This window comes from Actinoplanes sp. NPDC023936 (assembly GCF_040639325.1).
Taxonomy (GTDB): domain Bacteria; phylum Actinomycetota; class Actinomycetes; order Mycobacteriales; family Micromonosporaceae; genus Actinoplanes.
The window spans coordinates 39254-57350 of record NZ_JBEZZR010000035.1 but is presented as its reverse complement, the minus strand read 5'-3'; the positions used below and the strand labels follow the sequence as shown (position 1 = coordinate 57350).

Sequence of the window (18097 nt, the reverse complement as noted above, 5' to 3'; positions counted from 1 at the left end):
CATGATCGTCCGCAGCGTTCCGGTGAGCCGGTCGACGAGTTCGGCCGGCGCCATGGCGGCCAGCGGGCCGCGCCGCGCCGCCAACCCATGGCCGGAAGGGCCCCGCCGCTCGCCTCTCCGCCCGCCATGATCATCATCTGCCATGATCATCAGGTGGAAGAGTGGTACCGCCCGGTCGCGCTGCGTGTGATGGCCGAGTACATGGACGACGACCCGGTCTGGGACAGCGACTGGGACCACATGGGTCCCGTGGTGCTCGCCGACCTCGGGATCAGCGAGTCGCTGATCTCGTCGCTGCAGGCGTGGAACGCTCAGTTCAACGCGATCGCCCTGACCGGCTTCGAGTTCCCCAGTGCGGAGGTGGAGGAGGCCTGGAGGCAGGAGGGGTTGCGGCTGGCGTACCTGCTGCAGAACGAACTGCCGGACGTCGAGATCAGCTACGTCCACGACGACGACCCCCGTCCCCTCCGCAAACGCCGCGGCCCGAAGCCCTCGCCGGAGTGGCGCAGACGGAGAAGTGCCCGGTAGAGGTGGACGAATGGGTGAAGCGGCGACGAATCGCCCGCGTCGATCTTGTCACTTTATCGCTGTTTCTCGTAGCGCCGGATGTGCGGATCATCCAGTCGGACTCGGATGATTTCCTGATATGAAATAATTGCGGCCGGCATCGCTGATTCCCGGGGCGCCGGGGACAATGGGGGTATGGCGCAGCTCGCATTGTTTCCCACCAGGCATTTGCGGGACCGGACGCTGCGTCGCAACTATTCGCCGAAAGCTGAGGAGTTTCGGCGAGAGCATGGGCGGCACCGTTCGTGGGGTTTGACGCAGCGCCACGGCCGGCGCCTGCGTCAGTTGCGCGCGTACGAGGAGAGGTCCGCGGGTCCGCAGCCCGGATTTGATGACCTGTGTCCGGCAGCGCCGCTCAGCACGGTGGATCAGCGTGACGTGCAGCCGGCGGCAGCCGGAACCGGACCTCCCGAACGGCCAGAAAGCGCAGCTCACGAAGCCCCAGCTCAAGACGGCCAGGCTCACGAAGCCCCAGCTCAAGACGGTCAAGCTGAAAACGGCCAAGCCCAAGACGGCTCAGCTCAAGACGGCAGGGTCCGAAGCAACGTGGGGCACACCGACACGCCTCGGGACCGCTCGGCTGATGATCGCCGGCCCGAAGTAAGGGCCGACGGCCGAGCGCAGACGTTCGGCTTGCTACTTCGCACCACGCACGGCAGCCGCAAGAGTACGGCGAGGCCGCGTGCCCCGTGCCGGATTCATCGGGCATCCATCGTGACCCGATGGCCGGCGCCCACATGACCGGAGCCTGCCCACAATTCTGCCCAGGTGGGTATTCCGGGGGTAACGGAATCCTCATATCGCACTGGCGAAGTGGCCGTATCCGGAAAACGGAAGAATGGCGATCGAGGGACTCCACGGAGAAATGCTTGTGGCGAATCCAGCGGACTCGGTACTGGCCGACTTGCCGCGGACGGTGGGCGCTGGGCAGTGGACGGTGGGCGCCGAGTAGCGGACGGTGGGCGCCGAGCAGCGGGCAGCGGATGGATGGATGGCCGGCAGCAGGCGGCGGGCGGATAGCCGACGGGGCGGATGACCGACGGGGCGGATAGCCGACGGGGCGGATAGCCGACGGGGCGGATAGCCGGAAGCACGGCGGCGACAACGGATGTCCCACTAACTAACTGTGCCGGTCGATCTGCTCCTCGATCTGGCTGGCGAAGCCCTCGGCCATCGTGAGCTGGTCGCGCAGCGCGTCTACCCGGTTGCGGGCGGCGGCGTGGAACATGCCGAGCCGATCCTGGAGCGTGGCACGGGCGTCGCCGGTGACGGCTGGGTCGCTGAGTGCGTCCAGGGTGGTGAGCAGGTCGCGCATCTCGTCGAGGGTGAAGCCGAGGGGTTTCATCCGCTTGATGACGCGCAGCCGGTCGAGGTCGGGCTCGGTGTAGAGCCGGAACCCGCCCTCGCTGCGCGCGGACGGCAGGACCAGGCCGGCCTCCTCGTAGTGGCGGATGGTGCGGATGCTCAGCCCGACCCGGTCGGCGGCCTCGCCGATCTGCATCAGTCCTGCGGTCATCGGACCAGTCTCTCAGTGGCCGGCGTTGAGCTGTCCGGCTAGGGTTTCGTGCATGCGGGCGCTGGCCTCGTTCAGGCCGGTGATCTCCACGGTCTTGCCACGCTGGGCGTACTTCGTGGTGATCGCGTCGAGGGCGGCCACCGAGGAGGCGTCCCAGACGTGGGTGCCGGACAGGTCGATGACGACGTGGTCCGGGTCGCCCGCGTAGTCGAACTGGTACACGAGATCGTTACTCGACGCGAAGAAGAGCTCCCCGCGTACCAGATAGGTGTTGTCGATTTTTTCGACCGACGCGAAGTGCGCGACGCGGCGGGCGAAGACGATCATTGCGGCCAGGACGCCGAGCACCACGCCGACCGCGAGGTTGTGGGTGGTCAGCGTGCCGGCGACGGTGATCGCCATGACGGCCAGCTCGCCCCACGGCATCCGCTTCAGGGTGGCCGGCGCGATGCTGTGCCAGTCGAACGTCGACACCGACACGATGATCATCACGGCGACCAGGGCGGCCATCGGGATCAGCGCGACCACGTCACCCAGGGCGACGACCAGGATCAGGAGGAACACGCCGGCGAGGAACGTGGAGAGGCGGGTACGGGCGCCGGACGCCTTCACGTTGATCATCGTCTGCCCGATCATCGCGCAGCCGCCCATGCCGCCGAAGAAGCCGGTGACGATGTTCGCGACGCCCTGCCCCCACGACTCCCGGGTCTTGTCGGAGTGGGTGTCGGTGATGTCGTCGACGAGTTTCGCGGTCATCAGCGACTCCATCAGCCCGACCAGCGCGATGCCGAGCGCGTAGGGCGCGATCACCCGCAGCGTCTCGACGGTGACCGGGACGTCCGGCAGACCGAGCGCCGGCAGGCTGTCCGGCAGGGCGCCCTCGTCGCCGACGGTCGGCACGGTGACGTGCGCGACCACCGTGAACACCGTCAGCAGCACGATCGCGACGAGCGGCGCCGGCACGGCGGTGGTCAGCCTCGGCAGGAAGACCATGATCGCCAGCGCGACCGCCACCAGGGGATAGACCAGCCACGGTACGCCGATCAGGTGCGGCACCTGTGCTGTGAAGATCAGGATGGCGAGCGCGTTGACGAACCCGACCATCACGCTGCGCGGGATGAACCGCATCAGCTTCGCCACGCCGATCAGCGCGAACACGATCTGCAGCAGACCGCCGAGAATGACCGCGGCGATCAGGTAGTCCAGCCCGTGCGACGTCACCAGCGGCGCCACGACCAGGGCGACCGCGCCGGTGGCCGCGCTGATCATCGCGGGACGGCCGCCGGTGAACGCGATCGTCACGGCCATCGTGAAGGAGGCGAACAGGCCGACGCGCGGGTCGACGCCGGCCAGGATGGAGAACGAGATCGCCTCCGGGATCAGCGCCAGCGCCACCACCAGGCCCGCGAGGACCTCGGTGCGCAGCACGCGCGGGTCGGTCAGCCAGGCCGGTCGGGACCAGCGTGGAGGTGCTGCGGGCGACATCGTCGACATGGTGCTCGTTTCAGGGTTCAGGGGTTTTATCCCGTCATATCAGGACCAGGTTGCGCGAGGCACGCAGACTCTACTCTCCGGTGAGGGGAGAGTTCCCCCGGGACGCGAGGCGGGACGTTTCGGCTTGCTCGCGACGGGCACGAACTGTTGTCAGACAACGGACGAGCATGATGCCGGACAACGGACGAGGAGGCTGTGATGCCCGCGAGCAAGGACATGCCGAGCACGCTGAAGCGTTCGCCGAAGAAGGCTCAGGACACCTACGTGAAGGCGCACGACGCCGCGGTCAAGGAGTACGGCGAGGGCGAGCGGGCCCACCGGACCGCGTTCTCCGCGGTCAAGCATTCGTTCGAGAAGGTCGGCGATCACTGGGAGCCGAAGGCCAAGAAGGGTCCCAGTGACAAGAAGGCCGCCGGCGGGCGCGACACCAAGGCGAAGACGGCCGGCGGTGTGGACGCGAACGCCAGCAAGGAGCACCTGAAGGACGTGGCGAAGAAGCTGGACATCAGCGGCCGCTCGAAGATGACCAAGTCCGAACTGGTCGACGCGATCCAGAAGGCCAACGCGAAGAGCACCCGCAAGGCGCGCGGCAAGTAAGCAGGGACGACGCGAGGCCCATCCCGCCGCATCGGCGGGATGGGCCTTTTCACCGCGTGAGCTCAGCGGGCCTCTTGCGCATGGAGCGCGGAGACCTCGGCGTCGCTGAGGGTACGCCCATAGGCGTGCACCTGATCGACCGAACCGGACCAGTAGTCGGTGTTGTTGCCCGCGTACTTCGCCCGGCCCACCGACAGCGGCCCGGTGCTCACCACGTCCGGCCCGGCCGCGACGGTGGCGACCCGCTTCCCGTCGACGAAGAGCCGGATCTCCCCGCTGGCGTGGTCACGGACACCGACCAGGTGGTACCACCGGTTCAGCTCGGGCGTGGTGACCAGCCGGGCCCGGTTGCCGCCGGGTGTGCTGAACGCGAAGGCGCCCTGGCCGTACTGCAGGTAGAACGGATTCTCGGCACGGCGGCCGTCCTGGCTGACCGCGGTGGCGTAGTTGCCGGGCAGCTCGTCCATCGTCACCCACGCCGCGACCGTGTAGTCCCGGGTGGTGTCGAGGACCGGGCCGGCGGTGTCGGCGTAGTCGCCGGCACCGTCGAACGACAGGGCAGAACCGGTCACGCCGGTGGTCCAGCTCGTGTCGCCGGCCAGCCCAAGATCGGCGTCGCCGCCGCTGCTGTCGGCCGCGGTCGTACCACTCCCCTCGTCCAGGCTCCAGTCCGCACGACCGGGGTAGGTCCGCGCCCCGGCAGCGGCTCCGGCGGCGATCACGGCGCGGTTGATCTCCCGTACCGGAGCGGGGTCGACCTTGATCTCTCGCCGGTCATAGGTCCAGAGGCCGTTGAGCTCGGTCTCCAGGTCGGTGATCTGGGTGTAGACGGAACCGGACAGCTCCGCGCCGGCCGCCTCCAGGTAGAACCGCCGCGTGTTGTCGACGTACTTCGCGGTCAGCGCGGCCTTGTCGGCGACTCCGCTGTAGATGACGGCGGGCGGCCCGGGCCACATGTGACCGGGGGTGCGCAGCGTGAACCCGCCGTGCTCGCCGTCCATCGCGATCCGGGTGGCGTCCGGATAGGCCGGATCGGTGTTGGTGTAGTCGTGGTGGTCGATGACCTCACCCCGGCCGGAATCACCCTTCGAGGCGCAGCAGTTGACGCCGCTGTGCGCGTTCAGGATGCGCGACGGGTCGAGCGCCTTCATGTCGTCGGCGATCCGGCCGGTGGCCGCGCGGTCCCATTCGCCCCAGCCTTCGTTGAAGACGACCCAGCCGATGATCGACGGGAAATTGTGCAGCTGTCTCATCATCGCCTTGCCCTGCGTCAGGAACGCGTCCTGACCGGCCGGGCCGGTGATGTCGGCTGACACGAAGTCCTGCCAGACCAGCAGGCCGAGCTCGTCGGCGTGCCGGTACCAGCGGGCGGATTCCACCTTGATGTGTTTGCGGACCGCGTTGAAACCGAGCTTCTTCGTCTCGACCAGATCGAATCGCAGCGCCGCGTCGCTCGGCTGGGTGTAGAGGCCGTCCGGCCAGAATCCCTGATCCAGCGTGGCGAGCGAGAAGATCGGTTTGCCGTTCAGCACGAGTTTCGGGAAACCGCCGACATTCTTCACCTCGACCTGGCGCATGCCGAAATAGCTGCGCACGCTGTCGCCGCCGAGACGAACATCAAGATCATAAAGGTACGGGTCATCGGGGCTCCACAGACGCGGATTCTCGATTGTCACGCGCAGGTCGGCATTGGCCGTACCCGATGCCCTGCCTTTGATTCTGCCGTTCTTGTCGCGGGCGACGACGGTCACCGGCGCGTTGGTGGCCGACGCGACCCGGACCACCGCGGACCCGGACGCCACATCCGGCGTGATCACCACGTCGTCGGCGGCGACCGGCGCGACCGGCTCCATCCACACCGTCTGCCAGATGCCCGACGACGGCTCGTAGACGATGCCGCCCGGGTTCAGCGACTGCTTGCCCTTCGGCTGATCGGGACCGGTCACGTCGGTGACGCCGACGATGATCTCCTGCGGGCCGCGCCCGGTCAGCGCGCCGGTGATGTCCGCGGTGAACGCCGTGTAGCCGCCGGTGTGCGAGGTGACGAGCGTGCCGTTCACCCACACCTTCGCCGCGTAGTCGACCGCGCCGAAGTTGAGCTTGATCCGCTTGCCCTTCCAGCCGCCGGGCACCGTGACCAGCTTGCGGTAGAACATGTGGTCCTCGCGGCGCTCGATGCCGGAGAGCAGCGACTCGACCGGGTACGGCACGGTGATCCGCTCGGCGAGCTTCCGCCCGAAGACCGGCTGCTCACCGGCTTCGGCGCCGGCGAACTCCCACTGCCCGTTCAGGTTCAGCCAGTCCTTGCGGATCAGTTGCGGACGCGGGTACTCCGGAAGCGGGTGACGCTCGTCGACCCGGTCGCCCCACGGGGTGGTCAGCCGGTGTTCGGATGTGTTCGTCGCGGAGCGGACGATCTGCGGAACGGCCTCGCCGCCGACGATCAGCCCGCCGCTGCCGTCGTAGTTGACGCGGACCTTCTGGCCCTTCTGCACCGGTTCGCCGAGGGTGACCACGACTCGGGAGGAGTCGCGGCGGTCGACCCGGGCCGAGGCGATCGGGAAGCGTGTCGTGTCGACCTCGACGATCAGGTGCCCGGCGAAGTCCCCGAGATCGCCGACCGGGGCGGCGAAGTCGGCGACGAGCGTCTTCCCCTCGGGACCGACGGTGAGATCCACCGGGAAGATCTGGAAGCCGTCCGGCGGGGTGAAAGCGCTCTCCGGCACGATCTGCTTGTCGAGCCCGGCGCCCGACCAGCGCAGGAACAGGTTCGCGCCGCCGACATCCTGGAACATCTCGATGCGTACGTCGTGAGCCTGTCCCGCCACCAGCGGGACCGGCGCGCTCGTCTGCTCCCGGTCCCAGTCACCGACCCAGTGATCGATCACCGGCCGGTCGTCCAGGAAGAGCCGGAACCCGTTGTCGCCGATCATGTGGAACGTGTAGTCACCGGTGGCCGGCGCGGTGATCGTCCCGGTCCAGCGGGCGGTGGTGTGCTCGGTGCGCCCGGTGAACGTCTCGAACGAGCCGGCCAGGCCGGGCAGGTCGATGTTCGGATCGAGGGCGATCCCGCCGAGCTCGGCGAAGTCCCGGGCGCCGGGGGCCGACATCCGGAAGTACTCACCCTTGAGCCCGTGCACGGCCGGCACGGCCGCCGCTGCTCCGGGCGCTCGGGCGGCGGCGGCGCCGGTGGGCGCCACCAGGACGGAGAGAACCAGCAGGGCGGCGAGGAACAGGGATCTGGCGGGTGATCGCGGCATCGAATGTTTCCCTTCGATCAAGGACACATTGCGATCACATTGGCGCATTCACATGTCTGACGTCAACAGAAGGAAACAGGATCGGACACGTTCGCTAACGCAGAACAGCCCGCCCCGGGCGGGGGCGGGCTGTTCGCACGGTCATGGCTGGGGAGCGGCGGCCCACCTGCTGCTGCCCGGCACGGCGTCGCGCAGCGCCTGGTAGTACCGGTTCGCGATCGTGCGGTGGGCCCGGGCGCCGCCGTCCAGCGCCGGGCCGCGCAGGTCGACGGCGTAGAAGCCGGCGCCGGCGTTCCGGATCACGTCACGCATCGCCCGCTGGAGCGCCGCGGTCTGCTTCGCGGCGCTCTGCTGAGCGGCGCTGGGCTTGGCCGCCTTGGGCTTGGCCGCCTTGGGCTTGGCCGCCTTCGGTTTGGCGGCCTTTCGCTTGGCCGCCGTGAGCTCAGTCGTTGTGGGTGTGCGCTTCGCCTCCGCGGGCCGGGGCGCGGACAGGGCGGGTCGCGGCGCGGACAGGGCGGGTCGTGGCGCGGACAGGGCGGGCGGGATCGACACGAGTACCTTGACGTCCGGCTGGTTCTGGCGGATGCGCGCCAGCAACGCGGCCATCCGGCGGGCGACAGTGTCCGCGGTCGCGCCGCGCTGGACGTCGACGGCCCCGGCGTTCACCAGGATGACGTCCGGCTGGTGGGTGCTCTGCAGCCGGCTGATGTTCCGGTCCACCTGCTGAGTGGTCCAGCCATCGTGCTCGTCGTGGTGGAGCCCGGGACCGTCCGCCGCGTCACCCACCCAGCGGAAGTTCAGCCCGTGCGGCTCGGCACCCCGGCGCAGCATCGCGTCGAGCTGGCCGCGGTAGTTCCCGGCGCTCCGGCCGGCGCCCTTGCCCGCGCTTTCGCCGGCGCCCTTGCCCGCGCTTTGGCCGGCGCCCTTGCCCGCGCTCTGGCCGGCGCCGGAAACGGCGCCCGCAACGCCGCTGGTCACGCCGTCGCCCACCGCGAGCAGCTTGACCGTCGGCATGTCGCAATAGGGCAGCGCCTTGAACCGGTAACCCTCGGCGGTCAGCAACGGCAGCAGCCGCTCGAACGCCCGCAGCTGAGCCCCGGCGCCCGGCGTCTCGGCGTGCAGCGTCACCATCGCGCCGTCGAACACCCGCTCCCGCACTGTCGAGACGATCAGGTCCTCGTCCGTCCAGGACGCCGGGATGAACACGCGACGGCTCTCCGCCGGATCCATCACGGACAGTGTCTGCCGCAGGCCGAGGCCCTTCGCGATCTGCTCGATGGCCGGGGAGGTCTGCCAGCCCGGCGGCCGCCAGCAGTTGCTCACGTACGGCTCCAGCGCGTTGCGGGCCTTGATCAGCTCCTGCTCGACCTCGCCGCCGGTCATGGTGGGCAGCCGCCGGTGACTGTAGGTGTGGTTGCCGATGACGTGTCCCTCGGCGGCCGCTCGCGCCACCAGCTCCGGTGACTGTTCGCCGTGCCGGCCGACGTAGAAGAGGCTGACCTTGGCGTCGTAGGCGGCGGTGGCGTCGAGCAGCTCGGCCGTACCCATGCCGGGTCCGTCGTCGAACGTGAAGTACACCGTCTTGGAACCGGCGGCCGGCGCGGCCTCAGCCGGGCCTGCCGCCTGGAGGCCGGCCACACTGATCAGCGCTGTCGCCGCCGCTGCCGCGGCCTGCTTCCACCTGGGGCTCATGCCAGAGAAGTCGGTGCGGGGACGGCGGCGACGAGTGGGCCGGGGGTGCGCGTGAGGTGCGGCTCCGTTACGCGCTGGCCGAGGCGGTGACCGGGGCGGTGGCCGCCACGACCGGCTCCTCGGCGCGGGCCCGGGCCGGCCGGTCGATGAAGAGCAGCACCAGCAGGCCGCCGATCGCGAAGATGACCGCGCCGATGCCGTAGCTGAGCCGGAACGCGTTCTCCGTCGGCAGCGCCACCGTGCCGTAGGAGTGCGTCCGCGCCGCCAGGATCGTGATCACCAGCGCGCCGCCGATGGTGCCGCCGACCGTACGCATGATCGAGTTCACCGAGTTGGCGATGCCCGTCTCGGCCGGTTGCACGTGGCTGACCAGCAGCGCCGGCATCGCCGCGTAGGCCATCGCGATGGCGCAGCTGGCCACCACGAACGCGGTGATCGTCTCGACCCGGTTGTCGTGCAGCACCGTCAGTGACGCCATCCCCGCCGCCGCGAGGCCGCAGGCCAGCGCGAGCACGTTGCGCGGACCGATCCGGCCCAGCAGCACGCCGGCGAGTGGGCCGATCACCACGCTGGCCGCGGCGCCGGGCAGCAGGAAGACCAGGCTGGTCTCCAGCACCGTCGCGCTGAACCCGAACCCGGTGTACGCCCGCGGGCTCTGCACGAAGTAGCTGGTCGAGAGCTGCAGGGCGAACATCGCGAAGCCGACCGCCATCGCGGCGAGGTTGGCGACCAGGATCGGGCGGTGCCGCAGCATCTCCACCGAGACCAGCGGCGCGGCGGTACGGCGTTCGAGCAGGTAGAAGCCGACCAGGATGACCACGGCGGCGGTGAAGAGCAGCAGCACCCGGGCCGACGTCCAGCCCCAGGCGTGTCCCTGCGAGATCGGCAGCAGCAGGCTGACCAGCCCGGCCGAGAGCACGACCGCGCCGAGCACGTCGACCCGGCCGCCGGCGCCGGCCCGGCGGGGCAGCGTGAACGCGAGCGCCAGCGCGACGGCGGTGACCGCGGCGCAGAGCCAGAAGATCCGCCGGTAGTCGCCGTCGCCCTGCATGAGCAGGCCGGAGGCGACGAGCGCGACGCCACCGCCGACGCCGAGCGTGGAGGCGACGGTGGCCATCCCGCCGGTCAGCTTCGCGGGCGGCAGCTCGTGGCGCAGCAGGCTCATGCCGAGCGGGAACAGGCCGAAGCTGGTGCCCTGCAGGACCCGGGCCACGATCAGCCAGTTCACGTCCTGCACGGTGGCCGCCATCACGCTGCCCACGAGGGTGACGATCAGCGTGCCGACGAAGACCGGCTTGATGCCGACGACGTGGCCGAGCCGGCCGAGCAGCGGGGTGCACGCGGACGCCGCGAGCAGTGTCGCCGTGGACACCCAGCCGACGGTGGTGGCGTCGGCGCCGAGCTGCTGGGCGATCTGCGGCAGCACCGGCACGGGGATGGACTGGATCAGGGAGAGCAGGAAGCTCGCGGCTGCGGCGGCGAGCAGGAGCAGCCGCGGGCGTACGGGAGGGGTCACGGTCGTACACTAGCCTTTGTTTTCGACACACCGTCGATTTTTCTAATCGCAGCGTCGATCGTCACAGTGGGAGACTGCGGTTCATGAGTCAGGCAACACCGGCACGCCGCCGCGTCGGCCCGTCGAAGGGCGACCTGCGCGAGGCCGCGATCCTTCACGTGGCGAAACGCATGTTCGCCGAGCGGTCCTACGAGGCGGTCACCATCGACGACCTGGCCTGCGGCGCCGGCATCTCGCGGACGAGCTTCTACTTCTACTTCCCGACCAAGCCCGCGGTCCTGACCGCGCTGATGGCCCAGGTGTCGGACGACTTCGCCGCCTCGCACGTGTGGTTCGACAGCGCCGGCCCCTCCCCCGAACTGCTCCGCGAGCAGCTGCTCACCTCGGCGACGCTGTGGCGGGAGAACGCCGGCCTGCTCTCCTGCTCGGCGACCGCCGCCGCCTCCTCCGAGCCGCTGCGCGCCCTGCTCTGGCAGACCAAGGCCCGGTACGACCAGCGGGCCGCCACCAAGATCCGCCGCGATCAGGCGGACGGCACCGCGACCGGCGACATCGCCGCCGACCGGCTCGCCGAAATGATCTCGGCGCTGCGCGACTCCCGCTACAACCGGCTGGCCGGCGCCACCGACGCCGAGCTGCGGGACGCCGTCGAGGATCTCGTCACCGCGATCCAGCGGCTGGTCTACGGTCCGCGCTGACCGTTCCCGTACGGTACGGTTCCGGTCACCTAAGATGACCATGGTTCATTCTTCCTGTATCGGACAGGGGTTCTGCGGTTATGGGATCAGCCGAGGCGACCGCGGCCGGCGTGTGCTTCCGCTGCGGCGGCAGCGTCACCGCTGACCAGGGATCATGCCGCTACTGCGGGATGCCGGTCGTGCCCGAACTGGCCGGCGCCCCCGCTCCGGCGGCTGTTCCGCCACCCCCGGTCGCCCCGCCGTCGCCGATGCCGGAGGTCGCCTTCGGCGCGCCGCCGCCGCCGTCCCGCCGCCCCCTGGTGATCGCGATCGCGGCCGCCCTCGTGGTCCTGCTCGCCGGCACCGCCGTGATCGCCGGGACCCGGCTGCTCGCCGACACCCCGCAGGCGGTGGTCGGGGACTACTTCGACGCCCTCGCCGACGGCGACGCCGACCGGGCCCTCAAGCTCGTGAACCGGATCAGTGAGCTCGACACCGCCCGGTACCCGCTGATCAGCGACGCCGGGCTCAGCGACCCGGCGGTGCGCCCGAAGGACGTCACGGTCGGCGAGAGCACCGAGGCCGACATCCCGTACGGGCGCGACGCCCAGATCGTCGACGTCCACTACCGGGCCGGCGACACCGAGGTCGATCACCAAATCCTTGTCGTGCGGCCGGACGAGGGCGAGGACTACCAGGTCCTCGCGCCGTTCGTGGCGCTCGAGCTGACCGGCGTCCAGGGCCGGGCGGTCACCGTCAACGGCGTCGAGCTGACCGAGGCGGCCCTGGCCGAACCGGTCGCCTTCCCCGGCTGGCTCACCGCCGAGGTCGCCGGCAACGCGCTGTTCTCCGGGGCCACCGCGACCGGCGTCCCGGCGCCGGCCGGTCAGGGCGTCTACGTCACGGCGCTCGACTTCGGCGAGCCGGTTCTCGCCACCGGCGCGAGTGAGAAGATCGAGTCGACAGTGCGCGAGACCATCGACAGGTGCGCCGCGACCTCCGTGGCGCAGACCGCGGGCTGCCCCTTCGCCCTCAACGTGTGGGGGCAGGACGCCACGGTGCGGTGGACGGTCGTCACGTACCCGAAGATCTCGGTCGCACCGGCGCAGGCGGGCTGGCTGGGTGGCGGCACCGGCGCGACGATCTCCGACGACGGCACCGGCAAGGTCCGGTGGTCAGCGAAGTACACCGACTTCTCCGGTACGGAACGAACCGAGAGCGGCGAGGCGGCCTACCGGATCACCGGCATCGCCGAGGCGTCGTCGACCGGCATCCAGGTCACCCTGGCCTGACGGCACACGAGTGGAAGGAATCCTTCATGAGCATGCCCGGTGAGGCGCCGCGGCAGCCGTCCCCGGTCGGTCCGGGGAGCGGCGACGTCGCGTACCGGATGCAGGGTCTGCGGTACGGCGGCATCGAGCTCGGTTTCGACGAATCGGTGTCCACCTGGACCATCGTGCGGCTCTGGCTCGGCGCGGCCCTGTCGGCGTTCCTCGTCTGGGCGGTCTTCGCCTTCCTCGGCGTGCTGGTCACGCTCGGCTCGGAGCCGTCGATCTTCTCCGGCGGCAACCCCGGCGGCGGCCTGTTCACGATCGGCTCGCTGCTGTCGTTCGCGGTGTTCTGGCTGGTGCTGCTCGCGTCCCGGATCGACGAGCCGATCGCCGAGTGGAAGACCCTGCTGGAGGAGCGGTACCAGGCCGCCGACTCGGCGTACGCCGCGATCTACGGCACGCTGCGCCGCCGGGGTTACCCGCTGAACGCGCACGCCGTGCGGGTCCGCAGCGACTTCCTGGCCCCCGAGATGGTCAACAACCGGTTGCTGATCAGCGACCGGAGTTACCGCGTCTACGTGACGGTCTTCCCGTACGGCAGCAGCCTCTACCTCGGCTGGACGATGTGGCGCAGCCGGCGCGGCGCGACGCTGATCGGCCACTACTTCAAGGACCTGGTCGGCGGCATGCTGGGACGCACCGGCTCGATCAACCAGATGCTGCGCACCGAGCGGGTCCGGGCCATGCGCGAGGCGGTGCACGCCGCGGTCCGCGAGGGCGCCGAGGTGGCGACGCAGGGTGCGACGGTGCCGCTGGCCGCCACGTTCGGCCAGGATGTGCCGGTGCAGGATCTGCGGGTCGGCGCTCCCCCGCCGCAGAACTACGGCCCCGCGCCGTTCGCCGGCCAGGGCCCGGCGTCCGCCCCGCCGTTCTCCGCTCCGGGCACCGGCCCGGCTGCCGGTCCGTTCCCCGGTCCGGGCGGCGGTCCGGGCGGCGGTCCGGGCGGCGAAGCGGCTCCGAGCCCGGCTCCGCCGTTCAGCGGGCAGAACCCCGCCTCCGGGCCGCCGGCTTCCTAGCACTCAGCGGCATCGGCGCACTGCCGGGCGGCGGCTCCTGAGCCGCAAACCCAGCGGACCAGCCGGTCCGGCTGGTCCGGCTGGTCCGGCTGGTTGTCAGTGCGGCCGGCGGCCGGGCGCTCGTCAGGCGGCGAGGACGGCCTCCGCGGCGGCTCGGCCCATGCGCAGGGCGCCGTCGACGTGCTGGAAACCGGCGCCCGCGATGTCCGAGCAGGCCCAGTGGATCGGGCCGACCGGGGCGCGCAGGTCGGCGCCGTACCGGGAGAGGCCGCCCAGGTCGAAGCTGGCGCCGTACGCTCCCCGCGTCCACTCCTCGCTGGCCCAGTCCGACTCGTAGTAGACGACCGGGCTCAGCGCCTTCTCGCCGAGAAACTCGGCGATCGACGCGAGGATCTGCCGGCGGCGCGAGGCGGGGTCCAGGGCGAACAGCTGGTCGGCCTTCTCGTCGGCGACGAAGCCGACCAGGGTGCCGCGGGTGTCGCCGTAGTTGGTGTTGTCGTAGACCTCCTGCACCAGCGACTGCGATCCGAAGCCAGTGCCGGACAGGCCGTCGGCCCGCCAGAACGGGGTGTCGTAGACCGCGTGCACCTTGATGACCAGGCCCATCGACAGGTGCTGGTGCAGCTGGTGCTGGCGGCGGGGAAGCGGCGGCTCGTAACTGATCCGGGAGTACAGGGGCGGCGGGACCGCCACGATCACGTGCTGGGCCCGTACCGTGATCAGGTCGGAAGTGACGGTGACCGAACCGCCCGGCTCGCGCCGGATCGTGCGGACCGGGGTGGAGAGGTGCACGTCGGCGCCGAGCGGCTCGGCCATCGCCAGCGACACCGACTGCATGCCGCCGATCACCCGGCGGTCGAGGATGAAGTTCTCGTCGGTGAGGTGGCTGAACGAGCCGGCCGACGCCGCCATCAGCAACGCTTGCAGGGCGGAGAAGCTGTGCGCCGGCTTGGTGAGCATGCCACCGGCGATGAACAGGCCGACCGCGTCGCAGGCTTCCTCGTCGGCGGACTCCCGGCGCAGCCAGTGCTGGAAGGAGATGGTGTCGAGTTCGCGGGCGCGCGGGTGCTTCCAGGGCGCGTCCGGGTCGATCTCGGCGACCAGCTCGTCCAGGATCGTGGTGAGGCGTCCGATCTCGGCGGTCGTCTTCTCGCTGGTCGGGAACGTGGCCGCCTGGTACCGGGTGCGGGTGCCGTCCGGCGCGAGGTAGACCGCGTCGCCGTCGCGGTACCGCGGGTAGGTGCCCAGCCCCAGCTCGCTGAGCAGGGACAGCAGCTCGGTCTGGTCGGGCGACACCCACTGGCCGCCGATCTCGAGGAACGCCCCGTCGATCACGTCGCTCCACGTGCGGCCGCCGACCCGGTCCCGCGCTTCGAGAACGGCCACGCTGCGTCCGGCGGCGGCGAGAGTACGGGCGGCCATCAGGCCGGCCGGACCGGCCCCGACCACGACGACGTCCCGCTCGATGACGGTGTCCACTGCTCCTCCTGTGCTGGGCTGGTTTGCATACAACGCTAGGCCAACGACGATGTCAACGCCGTTTACAGGGGGTAGAGCATTGTCACACCGGTCTCGGGAATAGTGTTCGATCGATGAGAAGGTCGCCGGATCGCTCGCCGCTGCCCGCCGGATCGCTCGCCGCCGCCCGAGCCGTAGCTCACGCAGGCAAAACGACCGGATGACCTGCCTCCACTACGGCCCGGCTCCCTCGGCCGTAGCCCAGGCAGGCAAGACGGCCCGATGATCTGTCTGGGCTACGGCTCGGGGTGAGGCGGCGTGCTGCTGCGCTCCCGCGGGCGGGGGCAGCAGCGGGTGGGGAGTCATTGGTCGGCTTGACGGGTCGCCGTTGGACGGCGGGCTCGGCGATCCGGTCGTGGTGGCGGAACGGGTCGCCGTGATGGGCGACGGCCCGGACCCGCGCGGGGCCGGATGCCCGCGCTGCGGCCGTGTGCGCGCGGAAGGTCGCGCGGACTCTCGGGGACATACTGTGTCTCGTACCGGAAAGGTTTGGTGAGCCAGGACGATGGCACGACACGGAGGGCCCCCGCCGCGGATGCGCCGCGGCATGGTGCCCGATCTGTTGCTCACCGCGCTGCTGGACGGGCCCGCCCACGGGTACGAGGTGATGGACCGGCTGGAGCGGTTCAGCGGCGGGAACTGGCGGCCCAGTCCAGGATCGATCTACCCGCTGCTGCAGATGTTCCAGGACCGGGGCGTGGTGCGCAGCAGCGAGGTCGACGGCAAGCGCGTCTTCTCGCTGACCGAAAGTGGTCAGCAGCAGGCTGCGGAGCGCCGGGTCGACCGGGCCGGGGCGGCGTTCCCCACCGAGGAGCACTCGCCGCTGCGGGACGAGACGTTCAAACTGCGGATGGCCGCACAGGAACTGTCGGCGACCGCTTCCCCGGAGGTGGTCGAGCGGGCGGCCGCGATCGTGAAGGACGCGCGGCAGGCACTCCACCGCCTGCTGGCCGAGCAGTGAGTGGGTTATCCGGCGGGGTGACGCGGGTACCGGAGTGACATGGTGAGCCGATTCGCGCAGTGGACACTGGACGTGCGGGATGTGCGCCGCCAGGCCGAGTTCTGGTCGGCGGCGCTGGGGTACGAGATCGAGTACGGGCAGCACGGTTCCGCCCATCTCTGGCCGCCGGACGGTGGGCTCAGCGTGTGGCTGCAGCCGACCGCCGAGCCGAAGGCCGGGAAGAACCGCGACCATCCGGACCTGGTTGCCGCCGACGGGGACGTGGAGGCCGAAGTGGCGCGGCTGCTGAAGCTGGGCGCGTCGCGGGCGGACGTGGGTCAGGCGGGTGACGAGGGGTTCACGGTGCTGGCCGACCCGGAGGGCAACGAGTTCTGCCTCCTGCACCGCCGTGGATGACCTCCTTCATCGCCGTGGATGAGGTGACTGTCAGACTGGCGCGGTGCCGCATCACGAACCGCCTCCGGCGACCGGCCCGGGCATCCGCCTCGCGGCGATGACCGAGGAGCACGCCGGCCAGGTCCTCGACGTCTACCGGCTCGGCATCGCCTCCGGGCACGCCACCTTCGAGGCCGAGCCACCCACCTGGCCGGCGTTCGACGCGGCCCGGCTGCCCGATCACCGCTTCGTCGCGCTCGACACCGCGGGCCGGGTGCTCGGCTGGGTGGCCTGCTCCCGCGTCTCCGATCGCTGCGTCTACGCCGGCGTCGTCGAGCACTCCGTCTACGTCCATCCCGACGCCCGCGGCCGGGGCGTCGGCAAGCTGCTGCTCGGCGCGCTGATCGCCAGCACCGAGAGCGCCGGCGTCTGGACGATCCAGTCCGGCGTCTTCCCGGAGAACACGGCGAGCCTCGCCCTGCACACCGCCTGCGGTTTCCGCGTCATCGGCACCCGCGAGCGGGTCGGCCGCCACCACGGCGTCTGGCGCGACGTCGTGCTCCTCGAACGCCGTAGCCCGGTCATCACCTGAGGGGTGATCAAGGTGAGGCCGCGGTAGGACCGTCCCGGCCGTACGCTGATAGGCACTATGCGACTCACCGTGGAAAGCACCTCCTCGCTGCGCTTCGACGACGGCTCGCCGGTGCGGGCCGCCTCCGCGATCGCGCCGTTCGGTGACGGGTGGCTCGTCGTGCAGGACGACGCCACCCACGCGGCCTGGTGGCGCGGCGACGCGATCACCGCCGTGCGCGTCGTCGAAGCGGTCGACGGCCTGGAGGAGTTCAGCTCGGCGGCCGGCACGAAGCATCTCAAGCCGGACTTCGAAGCGGCGTGCGCGATCACCGCCGACAGCGTGCTGCTGCTCGGATCGGGGTCGAGCGACGCCCGGATGCGCGCCTCCCTGGTGACCCCGGGGTCGTTCACCGTGGCGGATCTGACGCCGGTGTACCACCGGGTCGCCGAGGCGATCGGCGGCCCGGTCACGGACCTGAACCTGGAGGGCGCCTGCCCGGCCGGTGACACGCTGCGCTGGTTCCAGCGGGGCAACGCCGCCGCCGGCACGCCCACCGCCCGGGTCTCGGTCAGCCTGCCCGCCCTGTTGTCGGCTCTGACCGGCGGCGCCGACGAGGTCAAGGTCACCGACATGCGGCGTTATGACCTGGGTACGGTCGACGGGGTCGCCCTGGCCGTCACCGACGCGGTGACCCTGCCTGACGGGCGGATCCTGGTCAGCGCCGCCGCCGAGGACGCCCCGAACGCGATCGACGACGGCCCGGTGATCGCCTCCGCGCTCGCCCTGCTCGACGACGACCGGGTGCTGGACGTCGCGGAGATCCCGCTCGGGGCGGACGGGGCGTACAAGGTGGAGGGCCTGGCCGTCGCCGGCGAGCTGCCCGGCGGCGTGCGGCTGGTGGCCGTCGTCGACGCCGACGACACGAGCGTCGCCTCCAGCCGGCTCACGCTGAGCCTGCGGTGGTGAAATCGCGGGGCGGATTCTGTCGGACCCGGCTCGTAAG

Annotated in this window: 15 protein-coding genes; 9 read left to right on the top strand and 6 right to left on the bottom strand. The window is 70.6% G+C overall.

The genetic code is table 11. From position 1 onward, the window contains the following. Positions 1-153 precede the first annotated feature (153 nt). Positions 154-528 carry a hypothetical protein gene (locus AB0F72_RS32905; RefSeq protein WP_360439614.1) on the top strand — a complete coding sequence of 125 codons (375 nt, stop codon included), beginning with the start codon at positions 154-156 and terminating at the stop codon, positions 526-528. A gap of 1159 nt (positions 529-1687) precedes the next feature. Here the strand turns inward: AB0F72_RS32905 and AB0F72_RS32900 are convergent. Both AB0F72_RS32900 and AB0F72_RS32895 read right to left on the bottom strand, forming a co-directional pair. Next, positions 1688-2083, bottom strand: a complete 396-nt coding sequence (locus AB0F72_RS32900) for a MerR family transcriptional regulator (RefSeq protein ID WP_360439611.1) — start codon at positions 2081-2083, stop codon at positions 1688-1690. 12 nt (positions 2084-2095) lie between these two features. After that, positions 2096-3577: a SulP family inorganic anion transporter gene (locus tag AB0F72_RS32895; protein WP_360439608.1), complete on the bottom strand. Its 1482-nt coding sequence runs from the start codon at positions 3575-3577 to the stop codon at positions 2096-2098. 198 nt (positions 3578-3775) lie between these two features. Here AB0F72_RS32895 and AB0F72_RS32890 point away from each other — a divergent pair, with 198 nt between their 5' ends. Then, positions 3776-4174 carry a ChaB family protein gene (locus tag AB0F72_RS32890; RefSeq protein ID WP_360439605.1) on the top strand — a complete coding sequence of 133 codons (399 nt, stop codon included), beginning with the start codon at positions 3776-3778 and terminating at the stop codon, positions 4172-4174. 62 nt (positions 4175-4236) lie between these two features. On the opposite strand, the gene AB0F72_RS32885 is transcribed toward AB0F72_RS32890, so the two are convergent. The 3 genes from AB0F72_RS32885 to AB0F72_RS32875 form a co-directional block, all read right to left on the bottom strand. Further along, positions 4237-7434 carry a LamG-like jellyroll fold domain-containing protein gene (locus tag AB0F72_RS32885; protein ID WP_360439602.1) on the bottom strand — a complete coding sequence of 1066 codons (3198 nt, stop codon included), beginning with the start codon at positions 7432-7434 and terminating at the stop codon, positions 4237-4239. Positions 7435-7575: 141 nt separating this feature from the next. Continuing rightward, positions 7576-9126, bottom strand: coding sequence for a polysaccharide deacetylase family protein (locus tag AB0F72_RS32880; protein ID WP_360439599.1), 1551 nt, complete (start codon positions 9124-9126; stop codon positions 7576-7578). A gap of 67 nt (positions 9127-9193) precedes the next feature. Beyond that, complete coding sequence (locus AB0F72_RS32875; RefSeq protein WP_360439596.1) at positions 9194-10642, bottom strand: MFS transporter; 1449 nt, start codon at positions 10640-10642, stop codon at positions 9194-9196. Positions 10643-10725: 83 nt separating this feature from the next. Here AB0F72_RS32875 and AB0F72_RS32870 point away from each other — a divergent pair, with 83 nt between their 5' ends. From AB0F72_RS32870 to AB0F72_RS32860, 3 genes are all read left to right on the top strand, one after another. Then, positions 10726-11340 carry a helix-turn-helix domain-containing protein gene (locus AB0F72_RS32870; RefSeq protein WP_360439593.1) on the top strand — a complete coding sequence of 205 codons (615 nt, stop codon included), beginning with the start codon at positions 10726-10728 and terminating at the stop codon, positions 11338-11340. A gap of 80 nt (positions 11341-11420) precedes the next feature. Further along, the gene (locus AB0F72_RS32865) at positions 11421-12611 is read left to right on the top strand and encodes a hypothetical protein (protein ID WP_360439590.1); all 1191 of its coding nucleotides are present in this window, start codon (positions 11421-11423) and stop codon (positions 12609-12611) included. A 26-nt stretch (positions 12612-12637) separates the two neighbouring features. Continuing rightward, entirely contained in the window at positions 12638-13666 is a 1029-nt protein-coding gene (locus tag AB0F72_RS32860; protein WP_360439587.1) for an adhesin, read from the top strand. A 123-nt stretch (positions 13667-13789) separates the two neighbouring features. Here AB0F72_RS32860 and AB0F72_RS32855 read toward each other — a convergent pair whose 3' ends face one another. After that, entirely contained in the window at positions 13790-15145 is a 1356-nt protein-coding gene (locus tag AB0F72_RS32855) for an NAD(P)/FAD-dependent oxidoreductase (RefSeq protein WP_360439584.1), read from the bottom strand. A 586-nt stretch (positions 15146-15731) separates the two neighbouring features. Here AB0F72_RS32855 and AB0F72_RS32850 point away from each other — a divergent pair. From AB0F72_RS32850 to AB0F72_RS32835, 4 genes are all read left to right on the top strand, one after another. Next, the gene (locus AB0F72_RS32850; protein WP_360439581.1) at positions 15732-16145 is read left to right on the top strand and encodes a PadR family transcriptional regulator; all 414 of its coding nucleotides are present in this window, start codon (positions 15732-15734) and stop codon (positions 16143-16145) included. A gap of 39 nt (positions 16146-16184) precedes the next feature. Continuing rightward, on the top strand, positions 16185-16541 hold the full coding sequence (locus AB0F72_RS32845; RefSeq protein ID WP_360439578.1) for a VOC family protein: 357 nt from the start codon (positions 16185-16187) through the stop codon (positions 16539-16541). 97 nt (positions 16542-16638) lie between these two features. Beyond that, complete coding sequence (locus tag AB0F72_RS32840) at positions 16639-17112, top strand: N-acetyltransferase family protein (RefSeq protein ID WP_360439742.1); 474 nt, start codon at positions 16639-16641, stop codon at positions 17110-17112. 57 nt (positions 17113-17169) lie between these two features. Then, positions 17170-18060 (top strand): hypothetical protein, encoded by an 891-nt coding sequence (locus AB0F72_RS32835; protein ID WP_360439575.1) that lies wholly within the window; start codon positions 17170-17172, stop codon positions 18058-18060. Positions 18061-18097: the final 37 nt, after the last annotated feature.

What these genes read in the sequence shown, in the direction of transcription:
- AB0F72_RS32845 (WP_360439578.1), top strand. Translation starts at nt 16,185, where the DNA reads ATGGTGAGCCGATTCGCGCAGTGGACACTGGACGTGCGGGATGTGCGC.
- AB0F72_RS32885 (WP_360439602.1), bottom strand. Translation starts at nt 7,434, where the DNA reads ATGCCGCGATCACCCGCCAGATCCCTGTTCCTCGCCGCCCTGCTGGTT.
- AB0F72_RS32870 (WP_360439593.1), top strand. Translation starts at nt 10,726, where the DNA reads ATGAGTCAGGCAACACCGGCACGCCGCCGCGTCGGCCCGTCGAAGGGC.
- AB0F72_RS32880 (WP_360439599.1), bottom strand. Translation starts at nt 9,126, where the DNA reads ATGAGCCCCAGGTGGAAGCAGGCCGCGGCAGCGGCGGCGACAGCGCTG.
- AB0F72_RS32865 (WP_360439590.1), top strand. Translation starts at nt 11,421, where the DNA reads ATGGGATCAGCCGAGGCGACCGCGGCCGGCGTGTGCTTCCGCTGCGGC.
- AB0F72_RS32890 (WP_360439605.1), top strand. Translation starts at nt 3,776, where the DNA reads ATGCCCGCGAGCAAGGACATGCCGAGCACGCTGAAGCGTTCGCCGAAG.
- AB0F72_RS32835 (WP_360439575.1), top strand. Translation starts at nt 17,170, where the DNA reads ATGCGACTCACCGTGGAAAGCACCTCCTCGCTGCGCTTCGACGACGGC.
- AB0F72_RS32850 (WP_360439581.1), top strand. Translation starts at nt 15,732, where the DNA reads ATGGTGCCCGATCTGTTGCTCACCGCGCTGCTGGACGGGCCCGCCCAC.
- AB0F72_RS32895 (WP_360439608.1), bottom strand. Translation starts at nt 3,577, where the DNA reads ATGTCGACGATGTCGCCCGCAGCACCTCCACGCTGGTCCCGACCGGCC.
- AB0F72_RS32840 (WP_360439742.1), top strand. Translation starts at nt 16,639, where the DNA reads ATGACCGAGGAGCACGCCGGCCAGGTCCTCGACGTCTACCGGCTCGGC.
- AB0F72_RS32860 (WP_360439587.1), top strand. Translation starts at nt 12,638, where the DNA reads ATGAGCATGCCCGGTGAGGCGCCGCGGCAGCCGTCCCCGGTCGGTCCG.
- AB0F72_RS32900 (WP_360439611.1), bottom strand. Translation starts at nt 2,083, where the DNA reads ATGACCGCAGGACTGATGCAGATCGGCGAGGCCGCCGACCGGGTCGGG.